Source organism: Micromonospora sp. CNZ299 (assembly GCF_002754415.1).
In genome coordinates this window covers 444,667-468,874 of record NZ_PEFG01000001.1, presented here as the reverse complement: position 1 = coordinate 468,874, position 24,208 = coordinate 444,667, and the positions used below count along the sequence as shown (strand labels likewise).

21 protein-coding genes are annotated in these 24,208 nt (G+C 72.0%); 10 read left to right on the top strand and 11 right to left on the bottom strand.

What is annotated here, in order from left to right; translation table 11 throughout:
- Positions 1 to 182: 182 nt before the first annotated feature.
- From galT to cysC, 3 genes are all read right to left on the bottom strand, one after another.
- On the bottom strand, positions 183 to 1,259 hold the full coding sequence (galT, locus tag CLT68_RS02240; protein WP_099848532.1) for a galactose-1-phosphate uridylyltransferase: 1,077 nt from the start codon (positions 1,257 to 1,259) through the stop codon (positions 183 to 185).
- On the bottom strand, positions 1,256 to 2,080 hold the full coding sequence (locus CLT68_RS02235) for a DeoR/GlpR family DNA-binding transcription regulator (RefSeq protein ID WP_099848530.1): 825 nt from the start codon (positions 2,078 to 2,080) through the stop codon (positions 1,256 to 1,258). Before CLT68_RS02235 ends, galT begins: the two co-directional genes overlap by 4 nt.
- Before the next feature lie 111 nt (positions 2,081 to 2,191).
- Entirely contained in the window at positions 2,192 to 3,721 is a 1,530-nt protein-coding gene (cysC, locus tag CLT68_RS02230) for an adenylyl-sulfate kinase (protein WP_099856712.1), read from the bottom strand.
- Positions 3,722 to 4,057: 336 nt separating this feature from the next.
- Here cysC and CLT68_RS02225 point away from each other — a divergent pair, with 336 nt between their 5' ends.
- From CLT68_RS02225 to CLT68_RS02205, 5 genes are all read left to right on the top strand, one after another.
- Positions 4,058 to 4,972, top strand: coding sequence for an ABC transporter ATP-binding protein (locus CLT68_RS02225; RefSeq protein WP_099848528.1), 915 nt, complete (start codon positions 4,058 to 4,060; stop codon positions 4,970 to 4,972).
- Positions 4,965 to 5,870 carry an ABC transporter permease gene (locus CLT68_RS02220; RefSeq protein WP_099848526.1) on the top strand — a complete coding sequence of 302 codons (906 nt, stop codon included), beginning with the start codon at positions 4,965 to 4,967 and terminating at the stop codon, positions 5,868 to 5,870. The genes CLT68_RS02225 and CLT68_RS02220 overlap by 8 nt, the downstream gene beginning before the upstream one ends.
- Positions 5,870 to 6,781, top strand: a complete 912-nt coding sequence (locus CLT68_RS02215; RefSeq protein WP_088950124.1) for an ABC transporter ATP-binding protein — start codon at positions 5,870 to 5,872, stop codon at positions 6,779 to 6,781. The genes CLT68_RS02220 and CLT68_RS02215 overlap by 1 nt, the downstream gene beginning before the upstream one ends.
- A 67-nt stretch (positions 6,782 to 6,848) precedes the next feature.
- Positions 6,849 to 7,559, top strand: coding sequence for an ABC transporter permease (locus tag CLT68_RS02210; protein ID WP_099848524.1), 711 nt, complete (start codon positions 6,849 to 6,851; stop codon positions 7,557 to 7,559).
- Positions 7,560 to 7,646: 87 nt separating this feature from the next.
- Positions 7,647 to 8,297, top strand: coding sequence for a hypothetical protein (locus CLT68_RS02205; protein WP_247671908.1), 651 nt, complete (start codon positions 7,647 to 7,649; stop codon positions 8,295 to 8,297).
- A gap of 46 nt (positions 8,298 to 8,343) precedes the next feature.
- On the opposite strand, the gene valS is transcribed toward CLT68_RS02205, so the two are convergent.
- The 8 genes from valS to CLT68_RS02165 form a co-directional block, all read right to left on the bottom strand.
- Positions 8,344 to 10,965, bottom strand: coding sequence for a valine--tRNA ligase (valS, locus tag CLT68_RS02200; RefSeq protein WP_099856710.1), 2,622 nt, complete (start codon positions 10,963 to 10,965; stop codon positions 8,344 to 8,346).
- A 95-nt stretch (positions 10,966 to 11,060) separates the two neighbouring features.
- A complete protein-coding gene (locus CLT68_RS02195; RefSeq protein WP_099848522.1) occupies positions 11,061 to 12,941 on the bottom strand; it encodes an ABC transporter ATP-binding protein in 1,881 nt (626 codons plus the stop codon).
- Complete coding sequence (locus CLT68_RS02190) at positions 12,938 to 14,815, bottom strand: ABC transporter ATP-binding protein (protein WP_099848520.1); 1,878 nt, start codon at positions 14,813 to 14,815, stop codon at positions 12,938 to 12,940. Before CLT68_RS02190 ends, CLT68_RS02195 begins: the two co-directional genes overlap by 4 nt.
- Positions 14,816 to 14,853: 38 nt before the next feature.
- Entirely contained in the window at positions 14,854 to 15,363 is a 510-nt protein-coding gene (locus CLT68_RS02185; RefSeq protein WP_088950119.1) for a methylated-DNA--[protein]-cysteine S-methyltransferase, read from the bottom strand.
- Positions 15,360 to 16,850, bottom strand: coding sequence for an AlkA N-terminal domain-containing protein (locus tag CLT68_RS02180; RefSeq protein WP_099848518.1), 1,491 nt, complete (start codon positions 16,848 to 16,850; stop codon positions 15,360 to 15,362). The genes CLT68_RS02185 and CLT68_RS02180 overlap by 4 nt, the downstream gene beginning before the upstream one ends.
- Positions 16,851 to 16,921: 71 nt before the next feature.
- Entirely contained in the window at positions 16,922 to 18,346 is a 1,425-nt protein-coding gene (locus CLT68_RS02175) for an FAD-binding oxidoreductase (protein WP_099848516.1), read from the bottom strand.
- 282 nt (positions 18,347 to 18,628) lie between these two features.
- Positions 18,629 to 19,048, bottom strand: a complete 420-nt coding sequence (locus CLT68_RS02170) for a hypothetical protein (protein WP_099848514.1) — start codon at positions 19,046 to 19,048, stop codon at positions 18,629 to 18,631.
- Complete coding sequence (locus CLT68_RS02165; protein ID WP_099848512.1) at positions 19,045 to 19,554, bottom strand: SigE family RNA polymerase sigma factor; 510 nt, start codon at positions 19,552 to 19,554, stop codon at positions 19,045 to 19,047. Before CLT68_RS02165 ends, CLT68_RS02170 begins: the two co-directional genes overlap by 4 nt.
- 139 nt (positions 19,555 to 19,693) lie before the next feature.
- On the opposite strand from CLT68_RS02165, the gene CLT68_RS02160 reads away from it, so the two are divergent.
- The 5 genes from CLT68_RS02160 to CLT68_RS02140 all read left to right on the top strand — a co-directional run bounded on the left by CLT68_RS02160 (position 19,694) and on the right by CLT68_RS02140 (position 24,198).
- On the top strand, positions 19,694 to 20,200 hold the full coding sequence (locus tag CLT68_RS02160) for a hypothetical protein (protein ID WP_486482057.1): 507 nt from the start codon (positions 19,694 to 19,696) through the stop codon (positions 20,198 to 20,200).
- A 60-nt stretch (positions 20,201 to 20,260) separates the two neighbouring features.
- A complete protein-coding gene (locus tag CLT68_RS02155; protein ID WP_099848510.1) occupies positions 20,261 to 20,995 on the top strand; it encodes a Type 1 glutamine amidotransferase-like domain-containing protein in 735 nt (244 codons plus the stop codon).
- Positions 20,996 to 21,089: 94 nt separating this feature from the next.
- Positions 21,090 to 22,175: a redox-regulated ATPase YchF gene (ychF, locus tag CLT68_RS02150; RefSeq protein WP_088950113.1), complete on the top strand. Its 1,086-nt coding sequence runs from the start codon at positions 21,090 to 21,092 to the stop codon at positions 22,173 to 22,175.
- Positions 22,176 to 22,696: 521 nt separating this feature from the next.
- On the top strand, positions 22,697 to 23,194 hold the full coding sequence (locus CLT68_RS02145; protein ID WP_099848508.1) for a SigE family RNA polymerase sigma factor: 498 nt from the start codon (positions 22,697 to 22,699) through the stop codon (positions 23,192 to 23,194).
- Entirely contained in the window at positions 23,191 to 24,198 is a 1,008-nt protein-coding gene (locus tag CLT68_RS02140) for a hypothetical protein (RefSeq protein ID WP_099848506.1), read from the top strand. The genes CLT68_RS02145 and CLT68_RS02140 overlap by 4 nt, the downstream gene beginning before the upstream one ends.
- Positions 24,199 to 24,208: the final 10 nt, after the last annotated feature.

Below are 24,208 nucleotides of genomic sequence, written 5' to 3'. Positions count from 1 at the left end.
GGTTGACCTCGGTCGACCCGCGGCACCCGTGCGCCGATCAGCCAGCCTTCCCGGCTGTGCCGTGCACAGCCAGCCGTCCCTTCCCTGCGGGGGGCCCTGTCCCGGGCCCCCCGCGCCCTGTTTCGCAGCGCTCAGCGAGGGGGGTTCGCAGCGCTCACCGCAGGGCGGGAAAGCAGCGCGGCTCAGGCGGCGCGCAGCAACTCGGCGGCGCGTTCCGGGGAGATGTCGTTGATGAAGACACCCATCCCGGACTCGGAGCCCGCCAGATACTTCAGCTTGTCCTTGGCGCGCCGGATGCTGAACAGCTGAAGGTGCAGGTGGCCGAGCTCCCGGTCGATGCGCACCGGCGCCTGGTGCCAGGCCGAGATGTACGGCATCGGCATGTCGAACAGGCCGTCGAAGCGGCGCAGCAGATCCAGGTAGAGCGGCCCGAAGGCGTCCCGCTCGCTGTCGCTGAGCGCCGGGATGTCCGGCACCACCCGGCGCGGCGCGACGTGCACCTCGAACGGCCAACGGGCCGCCGCCGGGACGAACGCCGTCCAGTGTTCGTTCTCGGTGACCACCCGGTCGCCGGTGGCGCGCTCGGCGGCCAGCACGTCCGCGTACAGGTTGCCCCCGCCGGTCCGCTCGGCGTGCCGGCGGGCCGCGGCCAGCAGCGCGCGGGTGCGCGGCGTCACGAAGGGGTACGCGTAGATCTGCCCGTGCGGGTGGTGCAGCGTGACGCCGATTTCGACGCCCCGGTTCTCGAAGCAGAAGACCTGCTCCACGCCGGGCAGATCACCGAGCACCTCGGTGCGGTCGGCGAGCGCGTCCAGCACCGTGCGGACCCGGCGCGGGGACAGGCTGGCGAAGGACGCGTTGTGGTCCGAGGTGAAGCAGACCACCTCGCACCGCCCGAGGCCCGGCCGGACCGACGTGAACGGGGTGATCTCCCCGGGCTCGTCGGCGACCCGGCCGCTCAGCGACGGGAACCGGTTCTCGAAGACCACCACGTCGTAGTCGGGCGCGGGGATCTCGGTCAGCCGGTCGCCCACCGACGGGTCGAGCGGGCACTCGTTCGCCGGCGGGAGGAAGATGCGGGTCTGCCGGTGCACGGCGACCGCCACCCACTCGTCGGTCAGCGGGTCGTAACGCAGTTGGGACGCGGGAGGCGGCGGCGGCAGGTCGCGGCGGTCCGGCTGGTCGCGGACGGCGTCGTCGCGCTCGTCGAAGTAGATCAGCTCCCGGCCGTCGGCCAGGTCGATCGCGGTGCGCTTCACGGCGCCGTCCCCTCACTCGTCGGCGTGCGCGTCGCGCGGCCCGCCCCTGTTGCCTTCACCATGATCAATTCGCCCACGTGTTCGCCGAGTACCCGTCGAGCGGGCGGAGGCAACCGGTCGTCGCTGACCAGTACGTGTGCGGCGGTCAGCTCGACGATCGAGGAGATGCCCACCGTGCCCCACTTGGTGTGGTCGGCGAGCACCACCAACCGGTCCGCCGCGGCCACGAGCGCCCGGTCGGTCTCCGCCTCCATGAGGTTCGGGGTGGTGAAGCCGGCCCGCTCGGTGATGCCGTGCACGCCCAGGAAGAGCAGATCCAGGTGCAGCGACCGGACCGCACCGACCGCGAGTGGACCGACCAACGCGTCCGACGGTGTGCGTACGCCCCCGGTGAGCACCACCGTCTGGTCTGGTCGACCTCCGGCGTGCAGGATCTCGGCCACCGGCAGCGAGTTGGTCACCACTGTCAGGCCGGGCACGTCCACCAACCTCCGGGCCAGCTCGGCGGTGGTGGTGCCGGCGGAGAGGGCTACCGCCGCGCCCGGCCGGACGAGCTGGGCGGCCCGGTCCGCGATGGCGGCCTTCTCGGGCAGTTGGCGGACCGACTTGGCGTGGAAGCCCGGCTCGTCGGTCGACCCCGGCCCGGCTGTGGTGGCGCCGCCGTGCACCTTGGCCAGCAGGCCGCGCTCGTGCAGCGCCTCCAGGTCACGGCGGATGGTCATGTCGGAGACGCCGAACTCGGTGGCCAGCTCGCTCACCCGGACGCCGCCGGTCGACCGGACCCGCTCCAGGATGGCCACCTGCCGCTGCTGAGCGAGCATTGCCGTGCCTCCCGGGGGTCCCCGTACTCTCACGCGGTCAAACGTGTTCCAACAAAGATGAACACTAGCGCGTAGCGGGCAGCTGTGGAAGGAACGGGGCACGGCGACGCCTCAGGCGGAGGCGATCTTCAGCTCCACCCAGCCGGTCTCGGTCAGGTGGTGCAGCACCGCCTGCACCGCGTCCGGGACGCTCAGGTCGGTGGTGTCGAGCACCAGGTCGGCGTCGGTCGGCTCCTCGTACGGGTCGTCGATGCCGGTCATCCCGGTGAGCAGGCCCGCCCGTGCCCGCGCGTACAGGCCCTTGCGGTCCCGCCGCTCGCACACCTCCAGCGGGGTGGCGACGTGCACCAGCACGAAACCCGCACCGGCGGCCAGGGCCATCTCACGGGCAGTGGCGCGGGCGGCCGCGTACGGGGCGATCGGGCAGCAGATGCCCACCCCGTGGTGCCGGGCGACCTCGGCGGCCACCCAGCCGATCCGTCGGACGTTGAGATCCCGGTCGGCCTTGCTGAAGCTCAGCCCGGCGGAGAGTTCCCGCCGCACCACGTCCCCGTCGAGCAGTGTCACCGTCCGGTCGCCGCTCTCGCGCAACGCGTCCGCCAACCCTCGGGCGATCGTCGACTTGCCGGAACCGGAGAGGCCGGTCATGAAGACCACCAGCCCCCGGTGCCGGCGCGGCGGCCGGGCCCGGGCCAGCTCCCTCGCCACGGCTGGCGGGGTGTGCCACTCCGGCAACGGGAAACCCCGGTCGAGCAGGTCGTCGATCTCCTGCTGGGTCAACGCGAGCCGGCGGTTGCGCGGTGGGATGTCCTCCCGCCAGCGCCACTGCCCGTCCCTGTTGTCGTACGCCAGCTCGCGCGGCACCAGCACCCGCAGCCCGGCACCGGAGAGCATCTCGCCGGTGGAGAGCAGGTGGGTGACCCCGTACGAGGCGGAGACCCGGGCGCGCAGCAGCGCGTCGCTGATCTCCTCCTGTCGGTGCGACAACGGCACCGCGACCAGGGTGGCGGGCGGCATCCGGTCGCGGGCGGCGAAGACGGCGCGTACCAGCGCCTCCGGCGGGAGCCCGCCGACGCCACCCTCACCGACCGGGATCATCACGAGCAGGTGCGCGGCCAGGGTGCGGGCGGCATGGGCGATCTGGGCGAGCTGCGGACGATGCAGCGGCCGATCGGCGATGACGCCGAGCACCCGGCCCGGGGGCAGCAGCGCGCGGACCTCTTCCGGGCTGCGGCGCAGCCGTTGGAACGGGCCGTGACCACCGTCGCCCAGTCGCCGGACCTGGCCGCCGACCCCCGCCACGCCCTCGCGGACCGGCCAGACGTCCGCCACGTCCAGGGCAGCCGTCGGGGCGCCCTCGCCGTCGGTGAGCACCAGCGCCCGACGGGCCGGGTCGCGCGGATCGAAACTCTGCGCCAGGGCGGCCGGCACCTGGAGGGTCACCGCGACCTGCCACGGCGAGCCGTCGGCCAGCCGGCCGCGTCGGCTCACCGAGACCAGGTCAGCGCGGGTCATGAAGCCGTTCAGAGGGGCGTACGCGCCAGTCAGCAGCAGCTCCAGATCCGCGAGCTCACCCGGACGCGGCGTGTACGCCGGTGCGTCCCGCAGCACCTCGTCGGGCAGCACCCAGCCGTTGCTCATCCACACCCCCCACTCGCTGACCGGCACACAGTTTCGCAGCCGACCGCCGATCGGTCGAGGGCGCCACTCCACGACCTCGACGGGCGGCAGCAGCGCCGGATCGGATCCGCCAGCCCTCACTGACGACTGCCCGATTACTGCCCGTTGAACGGAACGTGAATCGTCCCACCCCCGATGGGCTTTTTCCGAGGTGGGGTGGCGCCGGGCGCCGGACTGCGGAAACACCTCCCCAGCAGCAGGGCAGGGGACCTTAGGGGTCCGCTACGCCAAGGATCAGGGAAGCGCCGGGGGCGCGCCGGTGTCTCAGGCAGGCCCGCACTCCCTACGCTGGGCACCGTGACACTGATCGCGACCCAGTCGCTCACCAAGACGTACGGAGGTCGGGTCACCGCGCTCGCCGACCTCACCGTCGCCGTCGAGCCCGGGATCATCGGCCTGGTGGGCGCGAACGGCGCCGGTAAATCCACCTTGATCAAGATTCTGCTCGGCCTGATCGCACCAACCAGCGGTCAGGTCTCGGTGCTCGGCATCGACCCGACCGCAGACCCGGCGGCTGTCCGCAACCGGGTCGGCTACATGCCGGAGCACGACTGCCTCCCACCGGACCTGTCCGCCGCCGAACTGGTCACCCATCTTGGCCGGATGAGCGGCCTGCCCCGCACCGCGGCTCGCGAGCGGGCCTCGGAGGCGCTGCGGCACGTGGGGCTCTATGAGGAGCGCTACCGCCCGGTCGGTGGCTACTCGACCGGCATGAAGCAGCGGGTCAAGCTGGCCCAGGCGCTGGTGCACGACCCCGACCTGCTGCTGCTCGACGAGCCGACCAACGGCCTGGACCCGGCCGGCCGTGACGCAATGCTGGCCCTGGTGCACCGGATCGGCAACGAGTTCGGCATCTCCGTGCTGGTCTGCTCGCACCTGCTCGGGGAGGTGGAGCGGATCTGCGACACGTTGATCGCCATCGACGGCGGCAAACTGCTGCGCGCCGACCACATCTCCGCGATGACCTCGGCCACCGACGTGCTCGCCGTCGAGGTGAGCGAGGGCACCGAGGAGCTCGCCGCCCGGCTCGCCGAGCTCAAACTGCCGGTGGCGCGGGACGGGCGACTGCTCCTCGTGCCACTCGCCGACGACGGCACCTACGACCTGATCCTCGGCGCGGTCGCCGAACTGGACCTGCCACTGCACCGACTGGACCAGCGCCGGCACCGGGTGGCCGAACTCTTCGCCACGAGGGAGCTCTCCCATGCCTGAGCCGACCGCAGCCGCCGTGCGCTCCGCGTCGACAGGCGTCATCCACGACATCGGCTACCAGCGCTACGAGGGCCCGAGGCTGGGCCGCCGGCAGGTCTTCGGCGCCCTCTACCTGCACGGGCTGCGCACCGCGTTCGGGTTCGGGCGCAGCGCCAAGGCCAAGATCTTCCCGTGGCTGGTGGTCGGCATCGTCTCCCTGGTCGCGGTGGCCCTGGCCGCGGTACGCAGCCAGATCGGCGAGCCGGTCGCCACGTACGCCCAGTTCGCCGACGCGATGAGCTGGCTCGTCATCTTCTTCGTCGCGGTCGTCGCTCCGGAGCTGGTCTCTCGGGACCTGCGCAGCGGTGTGCTGCCGCTGTACTTCTCCCGGCCGCTGCCGCGCAGCGACTACGCGCTGGCGAAGCTGCTGGCGCTGGTCACCTCCCTCTGGCTGCTGCTCGGCGGGCCACAGCTGCTGATGTTCCTGGGTGCCGCCTTCACCACCAAGCAGGGCATGCGCGGGGTGTGGAACGAGCTGCTCGACCTGCTGCCCGGGCTGCTCTACGCCGGGCTGTGGGCGGTGGTCTTCGCCTCGGTCGGGCTGCTGGTCGCCTCGCTGACCGGCAAGCGCGCCTTCGCCGCCGGTGGGGTGGTGGCGGTCTTCCTGATGACCACCCCGATCGTCGGGGTGCTGAGCATCCTGCCGTCGCGCGCCGCCAACGAGCTGGCCGGGCTGGCCTCGCCCTCCACGCTGGTGCAGGGGGTGGGCATCTGGTCGCTGGGTGACCTGCTGGTCGAGGGCGATCCGGGCGAGATGATGATCGGCGGGTTCGGCCCGGTCTACGCCCTGGCCGCGGTGCTGTTGGTCGCCGGCGCGACCGCCCTCCTGCTGAGTCGCTACCGGAAGGTCGCCTCCTGATGAGCACGCTGAGCCTGACCGGGGTGTCCCGGTGGTACGGCAACGTGGTCGCGGTCAACGACATCAGCATGGCCCTGGGGCCGGGCGTGACCGGGCTGCTCGGCCCGAACGGCGCCGGCAAGACCACCCTGCTGCACATGATGGCCGGTTTCCTGTCCCCGTCACGCGGCACGGTCACGCTCGACGACGAGCCGACCTGGCGCAACCCCGACGTCTACCGGCGGCTGGGGCTGGTCAGCGAGCGGGAGGCGGTGCAGGGCTTCCTCACCGCGTACGAGTTCGTGCATGCCAGCGCGAAGCTGCACCGGCTGCCCGACCCGGCGGCGGCGGCCCGGCGGGCGATCGACCTGGTGGAGCTGGAGTCGGCGCAGGACCGCCGGATCGGCACGTACTCCAAGGGCATGCGACAGCGGGCCCGGGTGGCCGCCGCGATGGTGCACGACCCGCAGGTGCTGTTGCTCGACGAGCCGTTCAACGGGATGGACCCGCGCCAGCGGCTGCACATGATGGAGCTGCTGCACAGCCTGGGCGACGCCGGCCGGACGATCCTGTTCAGCTCGCACATCCTGGAGGAGGTCGAGCAGGTCTCCGGGACGGTGCAGGTGATGGTGGCCGGGCGGTTGGCGGCCTCCGGCGACTTCCGGACCATCCGTCGGTTGATGACCAATCGCCCGCACGTGTTCGCGGTGCGGTCGACGAACGACAGGGCGCTGGCCGTCGCGCTGATCGCCGAGCCGTCGGTGAGCGGAGTCGAGCTGGACCCGACGGGCCTGACCGTGCGCGCCGGTGACTATGGCGCCTTCACCCGGGCGCTACCCCGGATCGCGCTCAAGCAAGGCATCCGGGTGCGCCAGCTGGTGCCGTCCGACGAGTCTCTGGAGAGCGTCTTCTCCTACCTCGTGGAGGCCTGACCAGTGAGTGCGAGGAGTGAACGAGCGCAGCGAGTGAGCCCCGCAGTCACGAACGAAAGAAGCTGACATGTCGACCATTACCTGGATCACCGCGCGCGGGCTGTTCGGCCGGCGTCGGTTCCTGCTGCTGCTCCCGTTGCCGTTGGTGCTGCTCGGGCTGGCAGTGCTCTGCCGGTCGCTGGGGGTGGACCCGGGCGAGTGGGGGCCTCCGGTGCTGGTCGGCCTCGGGCTGGCCGTGGTGCTGCCGGTGGTTGCGCTGATCATCGGCACCGGCGTGCTGGGCGCCGAGATCGACGACGGCACTGTGGTGCACATCCTGACCAAGCCGCTGCCGCGCTGGCAGATCGTGCTGCCGAAGCTCGCGGTGGCCGCCGGGGTCACCGCGGCCACCGTGGTGGTGCCGCTCTACGTCGCGGGCGTGCTGGCCGCTTCGGTACGCCTCGGACTGGCACTGGCGGTCGCTGCGGCGCTCGGCGCGCTGGCGTACTCGGCGTTGTTCCTCGCGCTCAGCCTGGTCACCAGGCGGCCGGTGCTGCTCGGCCTGGTCTACGTGCTGATCTGGGAGGGGCTGCTGGGCAACTTCGTCAGCGGCACCAAGGTGCTGTCCATCCAGCAGTACGTGATCGCCCTCGCCGACCGGCTCGCCCCCACCGGGCTGCTGGAGACCAGCGTGTCGGTGCCGGTGGCGTCGGTGATGACCGCTCTGGTCAGCGTCGGTTTCACAGTGCTGGCCATCGACCGTCTGCGCTCGTTCAGCGTGGCCGGCGAGACGAGCTGACACCGGTGCGAAGCGCTGTTCCGGCCAGCCCCCGCCTGGCGGTAGGGCTGGCCGGATGGACCGGTCAGGCCACCTCAGGCCAGGCTGATGGGCGTGAGCGTCGAAGCGGAGCAGACGTCGTTGGCTGAGCCGTACTCCCGGAGCAGCCGGCCATGGCTGACCAGTCTGGCCGTCGCCGGGCTGGCCTGCGCCACGGTCGCCACGGCCGCTCAGGGCACCGGCCAGTTCCACTGGTGGGCCGTGTTCATCCTGATCCCGGCCGCCCTGATCGCGGCCAGCGGCGGGCCGTTGCTGGCCCGGGGTGGTGGCCGGGCGTTCGCCGGTTACATGCTCGCCTGCATCGGCACCCTGGTGTTCGCGGTGGGCGCGCTGCTGATGTTCGGCGTGATGGGGCGGGGTTGGCCCCTGCTGGTGGTGCTGCCCTGTCTGGCGGTCGCCGGCACCTACTACTGGCGGGCGGCCCACCCGCTGGCCCGTGGCCTGCACCGGGCGGTGGCCCTGCTCGCGCTGACCGGCGCCCTGCTCGGTCTGACGCTGCAACTGATCCGGGTGGACCTGATCGACCTGGAGACGGGCTGGTGGGGTGCGTTCCTGATGCTGGCCGGGGCCATCGTGCTGGGCAACGCGGGCGAGCTGACCCGGCACCGGATGCCGTACCGCCTCCAGGCGATCACCCTGCTGGTGGGGCCCGCGGTGGTCGCGTTCCTGCTCGGGCTGCGCTTCCTGCGCGGTTGGTGACACCGGTCCGCCGCCGCCCCGGGGGGTGGGCGGCGGCGGACACGGGTCAGAAGGCGCAGGCGATCACGAGCTCCGGGGTGCGGTCGGGGAGCAGGTCGAGCTTGCCGATCCGGCCGGCTGCCCGCAGGTCGTCGGCGACCAGGGTGAGCTGTTCCAGGAGCGCCGCCGGACCGAGTGCCTCGGCCAGCGGCACCTCCGCCCTCATCGACAGCTTCCGCTCCGACTTGGCCCGCCGCACCTGGCTCAACGCGTCGCCGGCGAGGCGCAGCAGCGCCGGGTCACCCGACCCCTCGATCGTCCGGGCCACCTCGTAGGTGGTGGGCCACGTCGCACGGTGCACCGAGCCGTACCGCCACCACGACCAGACCTCCTCGGTCACGTACGGCAGGAACGGGGCGAACAGTCGCAGCTGCACCGACAGCGCCGAGGCCAGCGCCGCCCGCGCCGAGTCGGCCCCCGCACCGGTGCCATAGGCGCGTTCCTTGACCAGCTCGATGTAGTCGTCGCAGAACCGCCAGAAGAACGCCTCGGTGGCCTGCAACGCCGCCGTGTGGTCGTACGAGTCGAAGGCGGTGCTGGCGGCGGTGACCACGGTGGCCAGTTCGGCGAGCATGGCCCGGTCCAGTGCAGCGGTGGCCGACAGCTCCAGGTCGCGGCGTGGCGTCAGACGCGCCGAGCTGGAGTTGTCGTACGGTGCGCGTAACGCGTCCGCCGCACCCAGCCCGAGCGCGAACTTGGATGCGTTGAGCAGCTTGGTTGCCAGCCGCCGGCCGATCTTGATCTGTGCCGGGTCGTAGGCCAGGTCCATGCCGGGCTTGCCGCTGGCCGCCCAGTAGCGCACCGCGTCCGAGCCGTGCTGCTCCAACAGCGCCAGCGGGGTGACCACGTTGCCCTTGGACTTGGCCATCTTCTTGTGGTCCGGGTCGAGGATCCAGCCGGAGAGCACGGTGTCCCGCCAGGGCAGCACCCCGTGCTCGAAGTGTGAGCGAACCACTGTGTCGAAGAGCCAGGTCCGGATGATCTCCTGCCCCTGGGGGCGGAGGTCCATCGGGAAGACCGTGGCGAACAGGTCCGGGTCGGTCTCCCAGCCGCCGACGATCTGCGGGGTCAACGACGAGGTGGCCCAGGTGTCCAACACGTCCGGGTCGCCGATGAAGCCACCCGGACGGCCGCGCTGCGACTCGTCGTAGCCGGGCGCCGGATCGCTGGATGGATCGACTGGCAGCGCGGACTCGTCCGGCGTGAGAGGGTGGGACCAGTCCGGCTCGCCAGTGTCGTCGAGCCGGTACCAGACTGGCACCGGCACCCCGAAGAAGCGCTGGCGACTGACCAGCCAGTCCCCGGTCAGGCCACCCACCCAGTTGTCGTAGCGGTGCTTCATGTGCCCCGGCACCCAGTGCAGCTCCTCGCCCCGGGCCAGCAGCGTCGCCCGCAGCTCGGCATCCCGGCCGCCGTTGCGCAGATACCACTGTCGAGTCGAAACGATCTCCAGTGGCCGGTCGCCGCGTTCGTAGAACTTGACCGGGTGGGTGATCGGGCGCGGCTCACCGATCAGGTCACCCGCGTCGGCCAGCATCCCGACGATCTCCCGGCGGGCGCCGTTGACGGTCTGCCCGGCCAGCGCCGCGTACGGCTGGGCCGGCACCCCGGCCGGCGGCTCGGGCAGCAGCCGGCCGTCCCGGCCGATCACCACCCGGGTGTCCAGTCGAAGCTCACGCCACCAGGTCACGTCGGTCAGGTCACCGAACGTGCAGACCATCGCGACGCCGGTGCCCTTGGCGGGGTCGGCGAGTGGGTGGGCATACACCGGCACCTCGACGGCGAACAACGGACTGCGCACCGTGCCGCCCACCAGGTCGGCGTACCGCTCGTCGTCGGGGTGACAGACCAGCGCCACACAGGCCGGCAGCAGCTCGGGTCGGGTGGTGTCGATGAGCACCTCCCGCCCGTCGGGCGTGGCGAACCGCAGCCGGTGGTACGCGCCGGGACGCTCCCGGTCCTCCAACTCCGCCTGGGCGACCGCGGTGGCGAAGCCGACGTCCCAGAGCGTCGGTGCCTCCGACTGGTACGCCTCGCCCCGCAGCAGGTTGCGCACGAAAGCCCGCTGACTGGTGGCCCGGGCGACCCGGCCGATCGTCGTGTAGGTCAACGACCAGTCCACCGAGAGCCCGAGCCGCCGCCACAACGCCTCGAACACCTGCTCGTCGGTGACCGTCAGGCGTTCGCACAGCTCGATGAAGTTGCGTCGGGAGATCGGGGTGGGGTCACGGCGGGCCGCGTCGTCGACCGGGGCCGCCGGTGGCCGCCACACCGGGTCGTACGCCAGCGCCGGATCGCAGCGCACCCCGTACACGTTCTGCACGCGCCGCTCGGTGGGCAGGCCGTTGTCGTCCCAGCCCATCGGGTAGAAGACGGCCTTGCCGCGCATCCGCTGGTAGCGCGCGACGGTGTCGGTGTGCGTGTACGAGAAGACGTGCCCCATGTGCAACTCGCCCGATACGGTCGGCGGTGGGGTGTCGATGGCGTACACGTCCTTACGCTCTTTCTTCGAGCGGTCGAACGCGTACGTGCCCTCCTCCTGCCAGCGGCGTGCCCAGCTCTCCTCGAGCCCGTCCAGGGTCGGACGCTCGGGAACGCCGGCGCGGGCCGTCCTCGCCGTTTCGGTCATCCTGCGATCGTAGGCACCTCCCGGGTGCCCGGCCACGTAGTTGCCGCCGAACACACCGGCGGGCAGACGGGCGGGCATCGACCGGGGACAGGCAGTCAGATCAGCGAGTCGCGCCACTGCCGGTGCAGGGCCGCGTACCGACCGTCGGCCTCGGCCAGCACGGCGGGCGGGCCGTCCTCGACGACCTTGCCGTCGTCGAGGACCAGCACCCGGTCGGCGGTTTCCACAGTGGAGAGCCGGTGCGCGATCACCAGGGCGGTGCGGTCGCGCAGGATGGTGCCGAGGGCCCGCTGCACCAGCCGCTCGGTCGGTACGTCCAGCGACGACGTGGCCTCGTCCAGGATCAGCACTGCCGGGTCGGCCAGGAAGGCCCGGGCGAACGCGACGAGCTGCCGTTGCCCGGCGGAGAGTCGGCCGCCGCGCCGGTGCACCTGGGTGGCGTACCCGTCGGGCAGCGCCGCGATGAAGCTGTGCGCGCCGATCGCCCGCGCCGCGGCCTGAACCTCGGCGTCGTCCGCGCCCGGGCGACCGAACCGGATGTTGTCCGCGACGGTCCCACTGAACAGGTGGTTCTCCTGCGTCACCAGCACCACCGCCCGGCGCAGGTCGGCGTCGCGCACGTCGCGCAGGTCGACCCCGTCCAGCCGTACCGTGCCGGTGTCCGGGTCGTGGAACCGGGCGACCAGCTTGGCGATGGTCGACTTGCCCGCGCCGGTCGGCCCGATCAGCGCCACGGTCTGCCCGGCCGGCACGGTCAGCTCCAGCTCGGCGAGGATCGGGGTGTCCGGGCGGTAGCCGAAGGACACCGCCCGGAAGGTCAGCTCACCGCGACCGGGGCCGGTCGGCAGCGGGGTGGGCCGGGCCGGCTCGGCGACGGCCGGACGTTCGTCGAGCACCCCGGCCAGCTTCTCCAGAGCCGCGGTGGCCGACTGGAGCGAGTTGTAGAACTGGCTCAACTCCTGCATCGGCTCGAAGAAGCGGCGCAGGTAGAGCAGGAACGCGGCGAGCACTCCAACCTCGGTCTGCCCGCCGAGCACCCGCCAGCCGCCGTAGCAGAGCACCACCGCCACTGTGACGTTGCCGATCAGCTTGATCGCGGGCGAGTACGTGGCGATCAGCCGGAACGCGTGCAGGCTGGTGCGGCGGTAGTCGTCGCCGAGCGCCACGAAGATCCGTTGGTTGCGCGGCTCCCGGCGGAACGCCTGCACCGCCCGGATGCCCCGCATCGACTCGACGAAATGCACGATGACCAGCGCGACCGCGTCCCGGGTCCGCCGGTACGCGCTGGCCGAGGACCGGGCGAACCAGCGGGAGAGCCAGAACAGAAACGGGAAGGCGAGCAGCGTCACGGCGGCCAGCGGCAGGTCCAGCCAGAGCAGGATGGCGGCCACCGACAGGATGGACAGCCCGGCCAGCACCAGGCTGTCGATCCCGCCGTCGACCAGCTCGGCGATCGAGTCCAGGTCACTGGTGAGCCGGGAGACCATCCGGCCGGAGGTGTATCGCTCGTGGAAGCCCACCGACAGCCGCAGGAAGTGCCCGAACACCTGCTGCCGCAGGTCCAGCAGGACGGCCTGGCCGATGCGCGCGGAGAGGGTGAGGAATCCGCGACGGGCCGCGTACTCGGTCACCGAGGCCGCCGCGAACGCCCCGGCGACGGCGACCAGCGGGCCGGGGTCGCCGGCCCGCAGCGGCGGGATGGCCCGGTCGATGCCGATCATGACCAGGTACGGGCCGGCCATCGCCGCGGCGTTCTGGGCCAGCAGGAGGCCGACCGCGACGGCGAGTCGCCCCCGGTGCGGGCGCAGCAGGTCGGCCAGCAGGACCCGGCTGAGCCGGCGTAGCCGGGTTACCGCCTCGGGCGCGGTGTCCTCGGCCCTGCTCCGGTCGGCCTCCGGGTCGGTGGCGGTTCCGCGCCAGCGGGTGAGTTCGGGCTCCTCCTCGGGCGGTGGGTCGGCCTGCTTCGGGACGGTCACGAGTGCACCAGCCCCCAGCCGTCCGAAGCGGACGGGCTCGACCCGGTGGCTCCGGACGCCGGTGGGTGCCCGGCGGGCGGCTCGCCGGTCCTGGGTGGCGGTTCGGCGGCGAGCAGCGCCCGGTAGGCCGGCGCGGTGGCGAGCAGCTCGGAGTGCCGGCCGATCGCGGTGATCCGGCCGTCCTGGAGCAGCGCCACCCGGTCGGCCAGCGCGATCGTCGACGGCCGGTGCACGACCAACAGCGCGGTGCTGTCGCGCAGGACCCGACGCAGCGCCGCCTCGACCAGTGCCTCGGTGTGCACGTCGAGCGCGGACAGCGGGTCGTCCAACACCAGCACCGGCGGCCGGCCGAGCACGGCGCGCGCCAAGGCGAGCCGCTGCCGTTGCCCGCCGGAGAGGGACAGCCCCTGCTCACCCACGCGGGTGGCCAACCCCCACGGCAGGTCGTACGCGAAGTCGGCCTGAGCCAACGCGAGAGCGGCGCGTACGTCGTCGTCGCTGGCGTCCGGGTTACCCAGGGTGAGGTTCTCGCGGACCGACATGGAGAACAGCGTGGGTTCCTCGAACGCCACCCCGACCAGCCGGCGCAGCGAGGCCAGTCGCAGCTCGCGCAGGTCGTGCCCGTCCAGGGTGATCCGGCCGGCGGTGACGTCGTGCAGCCGGGGCACCAGGGACAGCAGGGTGCTCTTGCCGGAGCCGGTGGCCCCGACCAGGGCCAGCGTCTCACCCGGCTCGATGGTCAGGTCGATCTCGTGCAGCACGGGCGCGGCGGCACCCGGGTAGCTGAACGCGACGCGCTCGAAGCGGAGCCGCCCGTGGACCGCGTCGCGGGGGAGCGCGAGCGCGCCGGGAGAGTCCACGATCCGGGGTGGGGTGTCCAGCACCTCCTGGATCCGGTCGGCGGCGGTGGCTGCCTCCTGGCCGTTGGCGATGATCCAACCCAGCGACTGCACCGGCCAGATGAGCATCAGTTGGAGGCTGACGAACGCGACCAGCTCGCCGATGGTGAGCGCGCCTCCCGCGGCGGCGGCCGCCCCGGCCACCAGCACCACGCCCAGGGTCACGTTCGGCACCAGGTCGAGCAACGCCGAGGTGTTGGCCAGCAGCCGACCCTTGCCGACGCCCGTGTCGTGCAGCCTTCGGGCCCCACCGGCGAAGCGGGCGGCCAGTTCGGGCCCCCGGCCGTACGCCTTCATGGTGCGAAGGCCCTGCGCGGTCTCCTCGACCAGGGTCGCCACGTCGCCCTGCTGGTCCTGCATCCGTCGGGACGCGGCGTGGTAGTGCCGCCCGAACCGGCGACTGATCAACAGCAGTGGCACCGCGCTGGCCGCCACCAGCACCCCGAGTGCCGCGTGCAGGTTGATCAGCAGCACCACCACGACCACGTAGGTGGTCAGGTTGAGCACCAGGAAGAACACGCCGAAGGAGAGGAACCGGCGGATCACCGACAGGTCGCTGGTGATCCGGGAGAGCAACTGCCCGGACTGCCAGCGGTCGTGGAAACTCGTCGGCAACCGTTGCAGGTGGGCGTAGACGTCGGCGCGCAGCGCCGCCTCCATGCCCACCGCCGAGGAGGACTGCACCCACCGGCGGATGAAGATGAGCACCGCCTCGGCCACGCCGAGCAGCAGCGCCAGGCCGCCGAGCTGGAGCAGCCCGGCAGGTTCGTGGCGGGCCACCGGCCCGTCCACCACCCGCTGCACGACCAGCGGTACGGCGATCCCGGCCGCCGTGCCGGCGAGCCCCGCGAGGAGCAACCAGGCGAACTCGGCCGCGTACGGGCGCAGGTAGGGGCGCAGCCGCCAGAGGTTGTGCACGGGGTGGCTGCCCGCGGCGACCCGGGCGGCCGGGTCGCCGTCGCTCTCCACAGGCACTACCAGACGGTAGCGTCTAACAGGTGTCGATGCCTCTGTCAGCTTGCTGTCAAGCGCCGCTCATGACCGAGAAGCCACTTCTTCACGTCCAGCCCCCAGCGGTAACCGCCGAGCGTCCCGTCGGTGCGGAGCACCCGGTGGCAGGGCACGAACAGTGCCGCCGCGTTCCGGGCGCAGGCGGCTGCGGCGGCCCGCACCGCCGGTGGCCGGCCGGCCAGTGCCGCGTACCCGGTGTAGGTGACCGGGGTGCCCGGCGGCACCTCACGCAGCACCTGCCAGGCGTGCGCCATGAACTCTCCGCCGGTGAGCTGACGGACCGGCACCGTGTCGATGGCGGCGAGGTCGCCGTCCAGGTAGGACCGGACTGCCGTGCTCACCGGCCCGAGGTCGGCCAGCTGTCGCAGTGGCGCCCGCAGGGTGGGGTGGACCAGGGGCAGCAGCGCCGCCGGGTCCGGGGTGAAGCCGGCCGCCCGTACGTCGCCGTCCGGGCCGATGAGGATGCTCAGCGGGCCGGTCGGTGTGCTCAGGACGGTGCTGTCGATGCTCATGCCGCTCTCCAGAGTCTGATCGTGGCGTAGGACCGCCAGGGACGCCAACGGTCGGCGTACCCGTCGAGGGTTTGTTGGGTGTCGGGCAGGCCGAGTGCGGCGGCGCCGCGCCGGACCGCGAGGTCGGTGCTGAGCAGGATGTCGGGGTCGCCGAAGGCGCGCATGGCCAGGTAGTTGGCGGTCCACGGGCCGATGCCGGGCAGGGCGAGGAGCCGCCGCACGGCTTCCTCCCGATCCACCCCCGGCGCCAGGTCGACCGTCCCGTCGGTGACGGCCCGCGCCAGCCCCCGCAAGGTCTCCCGCCGCCCCACCGGCATCCCGAACCCGTAGTCCGGCACGCGCAGCAGCTCGTCCGCGCTCAAAAACCCCCGCAGCCCGCCCTCGCCGCGTTGATCATGAGGTTGGCCTGGAGTTTGATCTCCATCGGCCTCGTCAACCTCATGATCAACGGGGTCATGGGCGGCCAGGAGGCGGGTCAGGGTCTTCTGGGCTGCGGTTACCGAGATCTGTTGGCCGATGACGGCACGGACGGCCATTTCGAAGCCGTCCACCGCGCGGGGCACCCGAATGCCGGGCTCGGCGGCGACCGCTGGCGCCAGCGCCGGGTCCGCCGCGAGCGTGCCGTCGATCGCCGCCGGGTCCGCGTCCAGGTCGAGCAGCCGGCGACAGCGGGCCACAGCGGGTGCCAGGTCGCGTAGGTCGGTCAGACGCAGCGTCGCCGCCACGTGCCCGTCCGCCGGGGTCAGCGCCACCTCGCCGGTGCCGTGTGGCAACCGCAGACCCCGGTGGTACGTCCCGTCGCGAACCTCCTCCACCCCGGGCAACGCCCGCACCGTGAGGAAGTCCAGCAGCGCCCGGGCGTGCAGCGGCGGGCGGTACGCCAGTCGGAGCGCGATTGTCCCCGCCCCGACCGCCGCCTGCTGGCGCCCACGGGCCGCGCGCAGGTCGGACGGGGCGCTCGCGTACACCTCGCGGAGCGTGTCGTTGAACTGCCGCACGCTGCCGAAGCCCGCGGCGAACGCGATCTCGGCCATCCCGAGGTCGGTCGTCTCGATCAGGATCCGGGCGGTCTGTGCCCGCTGGGCCCGGGCCAGCGCCAGCGGCCCGGCGCCCATCTCGGCGCTCAGCATCCGGTGCAGGTGCCGTTCGGTGTAGCCCAGACGGGAGGCCAACCCCGGTACGCCATCCCGGTCGATCACCCCGTCCGCGATCAACCGCATCGCCCGGCCGACCACGTCGGCGCGAATGTCCCACTGGGGCGAGCCGGGCGCGGCGTCGGGCCGGCAGCGGCGACAGGCGCGCAGCCCGGCACCCTGCGCCGCGGCGGCGGACGGGAAGAACCGGACGTTCTTCCGCTTCGGCGTGATCGCCGGACAGGACGGTCGGCAGTAGATGCCGGTGGACGTCACGCCGGTGTAGAACCAGCCGTCGAACCGCTGGTCACGGCTGTCCACAGCCCGGTAACACCGCTCGAAGTCCATCTCCATGTCACCGATGATGCCCCGCTCGGTGCGTCGTCGGCTGGCGGGAATCGGACCTCGGCGTGCGCCCGACGTGGTCAGCGGCGACGCCGGTGAGGCTGGCCGGACCGGGCGGACTGACCGGCGCGGCTGGGCTGGCCCGAGCGGGCCGACCCGCCTGCGCGGGTGGACTGGCCGGAGCGGTTGGGTTGGCCGGTCAGCAGGGCCGACCGGAACACGCCGTCCGGGTCGTAGCGCTTCCACAGCCGCCGCACCCGGGCCCCGGTCTCGCCCGGGTAGGTCCGGGCGAACGCGGCCGGGTCCGGTCGGCTCTCGAAGTTGACGTACGCGCCGTCGGCGCGGGCGCCGACGGCCCGCCAGGCCGCGTCCAACGCCCCGGCGCCCTGCGGCGGGAACACCGACGCGACCACCATCGTGTTCTGGTGGCGATGGGAGTACGCGGTCGCGTCGGGCGCGACGTCGTTGACCGCCCCACCCAACGAGCGGAGTTGCACCACCGCCCGCCCCGGCCCGGTCACCGCGCGCGTCACGGCCCGCGCGCCGGCGTCGTCCAGCCCGGTGAACAGACCGTTGGTGGTCGTGCCCCGCTGCTGCCCGACGTTCGGGTGCAGGTGCGCGGTCGGCACCAGCGTCGGGTAGGGCAGCAGGTCGGTCCGGTGTTCGAGCACCTTGCCGATGGCGAGCAGTGGCTCCACCGCCGGTCGGGCCCGGCGCAGGCTCTCGGCGGCCACCACGGCGGTGATGGACATGAGCACCGAGCGACCCTCGGCGTACACCACGGCGGCCGCGGACAGTTCCCGTGGGGCCTGCGCGAGATAACTCGTCCACTCCCGGATGGTGCGACCGTCCGGGTGCGCCTCGACGACCAGCTGCGCCACGCCGACGTTGCGCTGCTCGGCCGCCTCGATCTCGAAGGCCACCACGATCCCCGCGCCTGCTCCGGCGCCCCGGACCAGCCAGAACAGCTCCGGCTCGTGCGCGGCGTCGGCGCGTACCAGCGTCCCGTCGGCGAGCACCACCTCGACCGCGCGGACGCGGTCGATGGTGAGGCCGTGGGCACGGGCCAGCCACCCCACACCGCCGCCGGTGGCCAGGCCGCCGACGCCCACGCCGCCGTAGTCACCCGAGCTGACCACCAGGCCGTACGGGGCCAGCGCCTTCGCGACGTTCGCCCAGCGGGCACCGGCCTCGATCCGAACCAGCCCGGCCCGCTCGTCGAGGACCTGCACCCGGTTGAGCATGGACAGGTCGATGACCACGCCACCGTTGTTGGACGACGCCCCGGAGAAGCCGTGCCCGCCGCTGCGGACGGCGATGGGCAGCCGCTGTTCCCGCGCGTACCGGAGCGCGTCGACCACCTGCGCGGTGGTCTTCGGCAGCAGGACGGCGGCCGGCGACGCCGACGTGGTGTAAGTCGAGCGCAGTTGCGCGTACCGGCGGTCGCCGGGTGTGACGATCTGCCCCCGGAGGGAGTCGGGCACCCGGGCCATGGCGGTGGTCATCGCTGCCCCTGAGCCGCTCGGCCGTCGTGGTCGGTCATGGCCCCAGGATGAGCGGGCATGCCGGCCTCGACAAACTCGGTGGACCGATGCGTCGTGTTCGCGGGCACGCGCGGCGCTCGCCGGTACGGGGAGCGCCGCGCGATGGTGACCGGGATCTCCGACCGACTCCCTGCCCTGCGGCTCGCGGACGTCAATTGTGTCGTGGCGCCGCCGGGGCCGGAGATGACCGTGGGGCGGCCGGTCAGGCCGGTGCCGGGACGCCGCCGGCCTGACCGGTCCTGCTCATCTGGACGGAGTCGGACTGACAGTGGGCCGGCCCGGTACGCCGGGTGCGCCTCCCGGAACCGGGGTGACCGTCGGTCGGCCCGGCACGCCGGGCGGGCTCGGCACCGCTGTGGGGTCGGCGGGGATTGGTGTGACGATCGGCACGCCGGACGGCGGCCCGGACGGGACGGGGACGGCTGCCGGGCCCGCCGGGCTCGGCGCGGCTGGCGGAGGCCCGTCCGATCCGCTGGCAGCCAGGGCGATCGGCGCCGCGATCAGGATCGCCGCGAGAGTGCCCACCGCCCCCATGGTCACCGTGGCGCGGCGTCTGTTGCGAACCCGCCGTTCCGCTCGGTTCAACTGGTCATGCACGATCGGTGCCTCCTCGGCCAGGTCGGTGAGGGTGGAGCGGATGAGGTTCTCGAAGGGATCGATCATCGCCGTACCTCCAGCAACTCGATCTCCGGCAGCAGGTCGCGCAGGCGCTTGACCGCCCGGTGCGTACGGCTGCGGACGGTGCCCACCGAGCAGCCGAGCAGCTCGGCCACCCGGGCTTCGGGCAGGTCCTCGTAGTAGCGCAGGACCACCACCGCCCGCTGCGCCGGTGGCAGGTGGCGCAGCGCGGCACGCATCGCCAGCCGTACGTCGGAGCCACCGCTCGGGTCGACGCCAACGGGCTCGTCGGCCGGGTTGAGCGGCGTCTCCCGCCGTCGGCGAAGTCGCCGCCACCAGCTGATCTGCTCGCGGTACATCACCACGCGGAGATACCCCTCGGGATCGGCGTGCCGGATGGTCTCCCACTTCGGGATGGTTCGCGCCAACGCCGACTGGAACAGGTCCTCGGCGGCGTTGCGGTCCCCGGTCAGCAGGTACGCGACCCGCATCAGCGCCGGTGTCCGGCTGCCGACGAACTCGGCCAGCCGAGCGCGTTCGTCCTCGTCCACCCACCACCCCCGTTTCGTTGTCACCCATACAGACGCCCCAGGTCATCGTCGCTATCCGCGATCCGGGGTGTTTTTCGGTCCGGAAGTGTCGGTCGTGACGGGTACCGTCCGGCAACCAACTGAAGAAGGGGTGCGGGACATGACGAGCGTGGCGGGTTGGGCGGCGGCGTCGACACCGGGCGCGTTCCCGGCGCTGCCCCGCGCGGTGGCGCAGTCCTTCTACCGGCGGATGCGGGCCGTCGCACCGGCCGCCGTCGGCGCCATCGAACGGGACCGGGCGGCCGACCCCGATCAGGCCTTCTCCGACACCGCCTGCGGCCGGTTGGTCGGCTCACTCGACGACGCGGGCCTGCGGGCACTCGGGATGTGGACCCACCACTGGTGCATGCGCTTCTACGACGACGACACCCGCGTGGGCCGGCGGTTGGTGCGCGAGATCGCCGCGCGAGCCGGCTTGGGCTGGACGGCCGACGAGGTGCGCTGGATGCTGCGCGAGTCGTTCTCGGCAGGCCCGGCCGCGGCCGACCGGTTCACCCTGCCCCGCGCAGCTGCGGCGCAACTGCCCCCGGCCGACCGGCCGTCCGAGGCACACTGGCCCGAGGTCGAGGTGCCCCGCCAGCGCCGCGGCCGGCACGCGGGCGGGTAACCGGCCGCCTCGTGGCTGCGGCAGGATGGACGCCGCACCGCCCCGACGTAAGGACGCCCGATGCCCGCCAGCGAACCGACCATCATCGCCACCAGCATGGGCTTCTCCCGGGGCGACCGAGGGCCGTACGACATGCGCCCCAGCCCGGTCTTCGAGCTGGCGGCTGAGCTGGCCGAGGCTGGTCCGCAGCCACGCATCTGCTACCTCGGGCAGGCCGTCGGTGACCAGCCCACCTCGCTGACCGCGGTCTACGGCGCGTTCGCCGACACCCGGTTCCGGCTGTCGCACCTCGCCCTCTTCCCCATGCCGAACGTCGAGGACGTCCGCGCCCACCTGCTCGCCCAGGACGTGATCTGGGTCGGTGGCGGCAGCGTGGCCAACCTGGTCGCCGTCTGGCGGGTGCACGGGCTCGACGACATCCTGCACGAGTGCTGGCAGGCCGGTGTGGTGCTGGCCGGCGTCTCCGCCGGCTCGATCTGCTGGCACGTCGGCGGTGCCACCGACAGCTTCGGCCCCCGACTGCGCGGCTTCACCGAGGGGTTGGCCTGGTTGCCGTACGGCAACGGGGTGCACTATGACAGCGAGGGCCAGCGCCGCCCGCTGATGCACGAGCTGGTGGGCAGCGGGACGCTCCCGACCAGCCACTGCACGGACGACGGGGTCGGTCTGGTCTACCGGGGAATCCGCCTGGTCGAGGCAATCGCGGACCGCGAGGGCGTCTCGGCGTACGAGGTCAGCCGTGGCGCGGACGGCAGCGTCCGCGAGGCGGTCATCGCCCCACGCCTGCTCGGCTGACGACCGGTCAGCGCTGCCCCTCGCCGGGGGCCGTGCCGTCGGAAACCGAGCCGCCTGGACCGGTCCGGTCGACACCCGCGTAAGCTGGCCGGTCGTGAGTCTTTCCATCGGCATCGTCGGCCTGCCCAACGTCGGCAAGAGCACGCTTTTCAACGCGTTGACCAAGAACGACGTGCTGGCGGCGAACTACCCGTTCGCCACCATCGAGCCCAACGTCGGCGTGGTCGGGCTGCCCGACGAGCGGCTGGGCAAGCTGGCCGAGATCTTCTCCTCGCAGAAGGTGCTGCCGGCCCCGGTGTCGTTCGTCGACATCGCCGGCCTGGTCCGCGGCGCCTCCAAGGGGCAGGGCCGGGGCAACGCCTTCCTGGCCAACATCCGGGACGCCTCGGCGATCTGCCAGGTCGTGCGGGCCTTCTCCGACCCGAACGTGGTGCACGTCGACGGCAAGATCTCCCCGGCCGACGACATCGAGACGATCAACACCGAGCTGATCCTCGCCGACCTGCAGACCCTGGACAAGGCGCTGCCCCGGTTGGAGAAGGAAGCCAAGCTCCGCAAGGACAGGGCTGCCGCGGTCGCCGCCGCGAAGGCCGCGATCGAGGTGCTCGACGGCGGCACCACCCTCTACTCCGGGGCCGCCGCCGCCAAGATCGAGCTGGAGCACCTGCGCGAGCTGCACCTGCTCACCACCAAGCCCTTCCTGTACGTCTTCAACGTCGACGAGGCCGAACTGGCCAACGAGTCGTTCCTCGACGAGCTGCGCGCCCTGGTCGCCCCCGCCGAGGCGGTCTTCATGGACGCCAAGATCGAGTCTGAGCTGGTGGACCTGCCCGAGGATGAGGCCCGCGAGCTGCTGGAGTCGATCGGGCAGAACGAGCCCGGCCTCAACCAGCTCGTCCGGGTCGGCTTCCGCACGCTCGGCCTCCAGACGTACCTCACGGCCGGCCCCAAGGAAGCGCGCGCCTGGACCGTCCCGGTCGGCGCCACCGCGCCGGAGGCCGCGGGTGTCATCCACAGCGACTTCCAGCGCGGCTTCATCAAGGCCGAGGTCGTCTCGTACAACGACCTGGTTGAGTACGGTTCGATGGCGGCGGCCAAGGCGGCGGGCAAGGTCCGCATCGAGGGCAAGGAGTACGTCATGCAGGACGGCGACGTGGTGGAGTTCCGCTTCAACGTCTAGTTCCGGTCCAACGTCTGCCGCCTAAGCTTCGCCTCGTGGTGAAGCTGAGGGCGGTGATCGTGCGCTGGCACTCGGACGATTTTCCTGGATGGGTCGAGGCCTCCGTGCGTGATGCCCGTTCGCGCTCGTGTGCGCCCGCCTCGGGCTCGATGACCACTCGGACTTCATCGACGCCTGCCGGTGGCACTTCGACCACTACCCGCACTACCTGAGCCGCCGTCGACATTTCGCGGACTACGCGACGTACATCCGTGATCGGCGGGGACCTTTGCGGGTCCCACCACCGCCGAGCCCGGACTGGCTACGGCGTCCTCGGCCGCAGGCCTCCTGACGTTGCTCGACGACACAACGCGGTGAAGCTCCGTTTCAACGCCTGAATCGGGCCGGTTCCCACCGGTCAGGCGGTTGAGTCGGTGCAGTGGGGCACGTCGGGGGCACAGCCCCGCCAGAGTTGGCGCGGACTATGCAACCTTTTCCGTCCACAGCCGGTACTACCTGTGACTGGGGAGAAGGGCGGGGACGTGATCACACCGGAGGGCTTTGACGAGTTCGTCGCGACCCGCTCACCTCGGCTGTTGCGTACTGCGTTCCTGCTTACACGGGACTGGGCGTCGGCCGAGGATCTGCTGCAGACGGCTTTGGCGCGGGCGTGGGAGGCGTGGCGGCGTATCGAGGGTGATCCGGAGCCGTATGTGCGTCGGATCATCGTCAACGCGTACGCGTCGTCCTGGCGGCGCCGGTGGCGGGGCGAGGTGCCCACGGCCGATCTTCCTGAGGTGGCCGCCGAAGCGGATCGGTACTCGGGTCTCGACGACCGGGACCGCCTCTGGCGGGCACTGGGTCAGCTGCCTCGCCGGCAGCGCGCCGTGCTCGTGCTGCGGTACTTCGAGGACCTGCCGGATGCCGAGATCGGCGAGGTCCTCGGCTGTTCCGTCGGCACGGTGAAGAGCCAGGCCAGCCGGGCGGTGGCCAAGCTCCGCCTCGACGAGACGTTGGCGCCGGAAGGGATGCTGCGATGAACCTGACCGATCTCCCACAGGTGCTCGGTGAGCGTTCCGGCGATCCAGCGGGGCACGTCTTGCACGACGTGCGATTGCGCGGCGTGCGGGCGAAGGTGGTCGCGCGACGTCGTCGCCGCATCGCGACTTGGACGACCTGCGCGGTGGTCGCCCTGGGCGGCGTCGCCACGGCCGCTGTCGTGCCCGGGCTCCACCCGGACGTCGCCCCCGTTCCGGCGGACAGCCCTTCGCCGGTACGCACCATCGACGGTTTCCCCGAGTACGCCAACGGTGCCCGGCTCGTGGCCGTGAAGTCCGCGACGCTGCCCGAGCGTCGCGTCGAACTGACAATCGTGCCGACCACCCTCGATCTCGTCGTGTCCACCCGCTGCGACGACGCCCTGCTTCAGGAGCAACTGAGCATCAACGGCCACGATTTCGCCCAAGGCGACTGCGGCGCTGGCAACCTAGGTCCCGGTTGGGCCAACTACGGCGTGGCGGTCGGCAAGCCCTCCACCTTTGTCTTGACGATCACCGGGGTGCGCCAGTTGAACCAGTCGGGCGTAATTCAGACGCAGGTCCCGTCGAGCGGCACGTTCGGGCTTGCCATCGGCGAGGGAGTCCCGCTTGACCAGTACCCGGTGCCACCCCGGTCGTCAGGAGCACTCGGCCCGCTGTTGCTTCCAGCTGGCTGCACCGAGGTGCCTTGCGGGGACTTCGTCATCATCCGGTCCGATCCCGCTGACCCGTCGCGTGCCGTTCGACAGACGGTGATCTGGAAGACGATCGAAACCATCAAGATGGACTCTCAGACGCCGGGACTCCTCCACCTCCGCGTCAACGGCAAAGAGATCACGACCGGCCGGTGGTGGGACTACTCGACGATCCCCGACAGCATGTACGGCGACAAGGACGGCCGTTGGACAAGCGAGTTTGGCCTCACGCTCCGCGCCGGCGACCCGGTGACCATCGAGGTCGTGCCCGAGGGAACTACCGGAGCCTGGCAGATCGTCTTCGCACCCTGAACAAGATTAA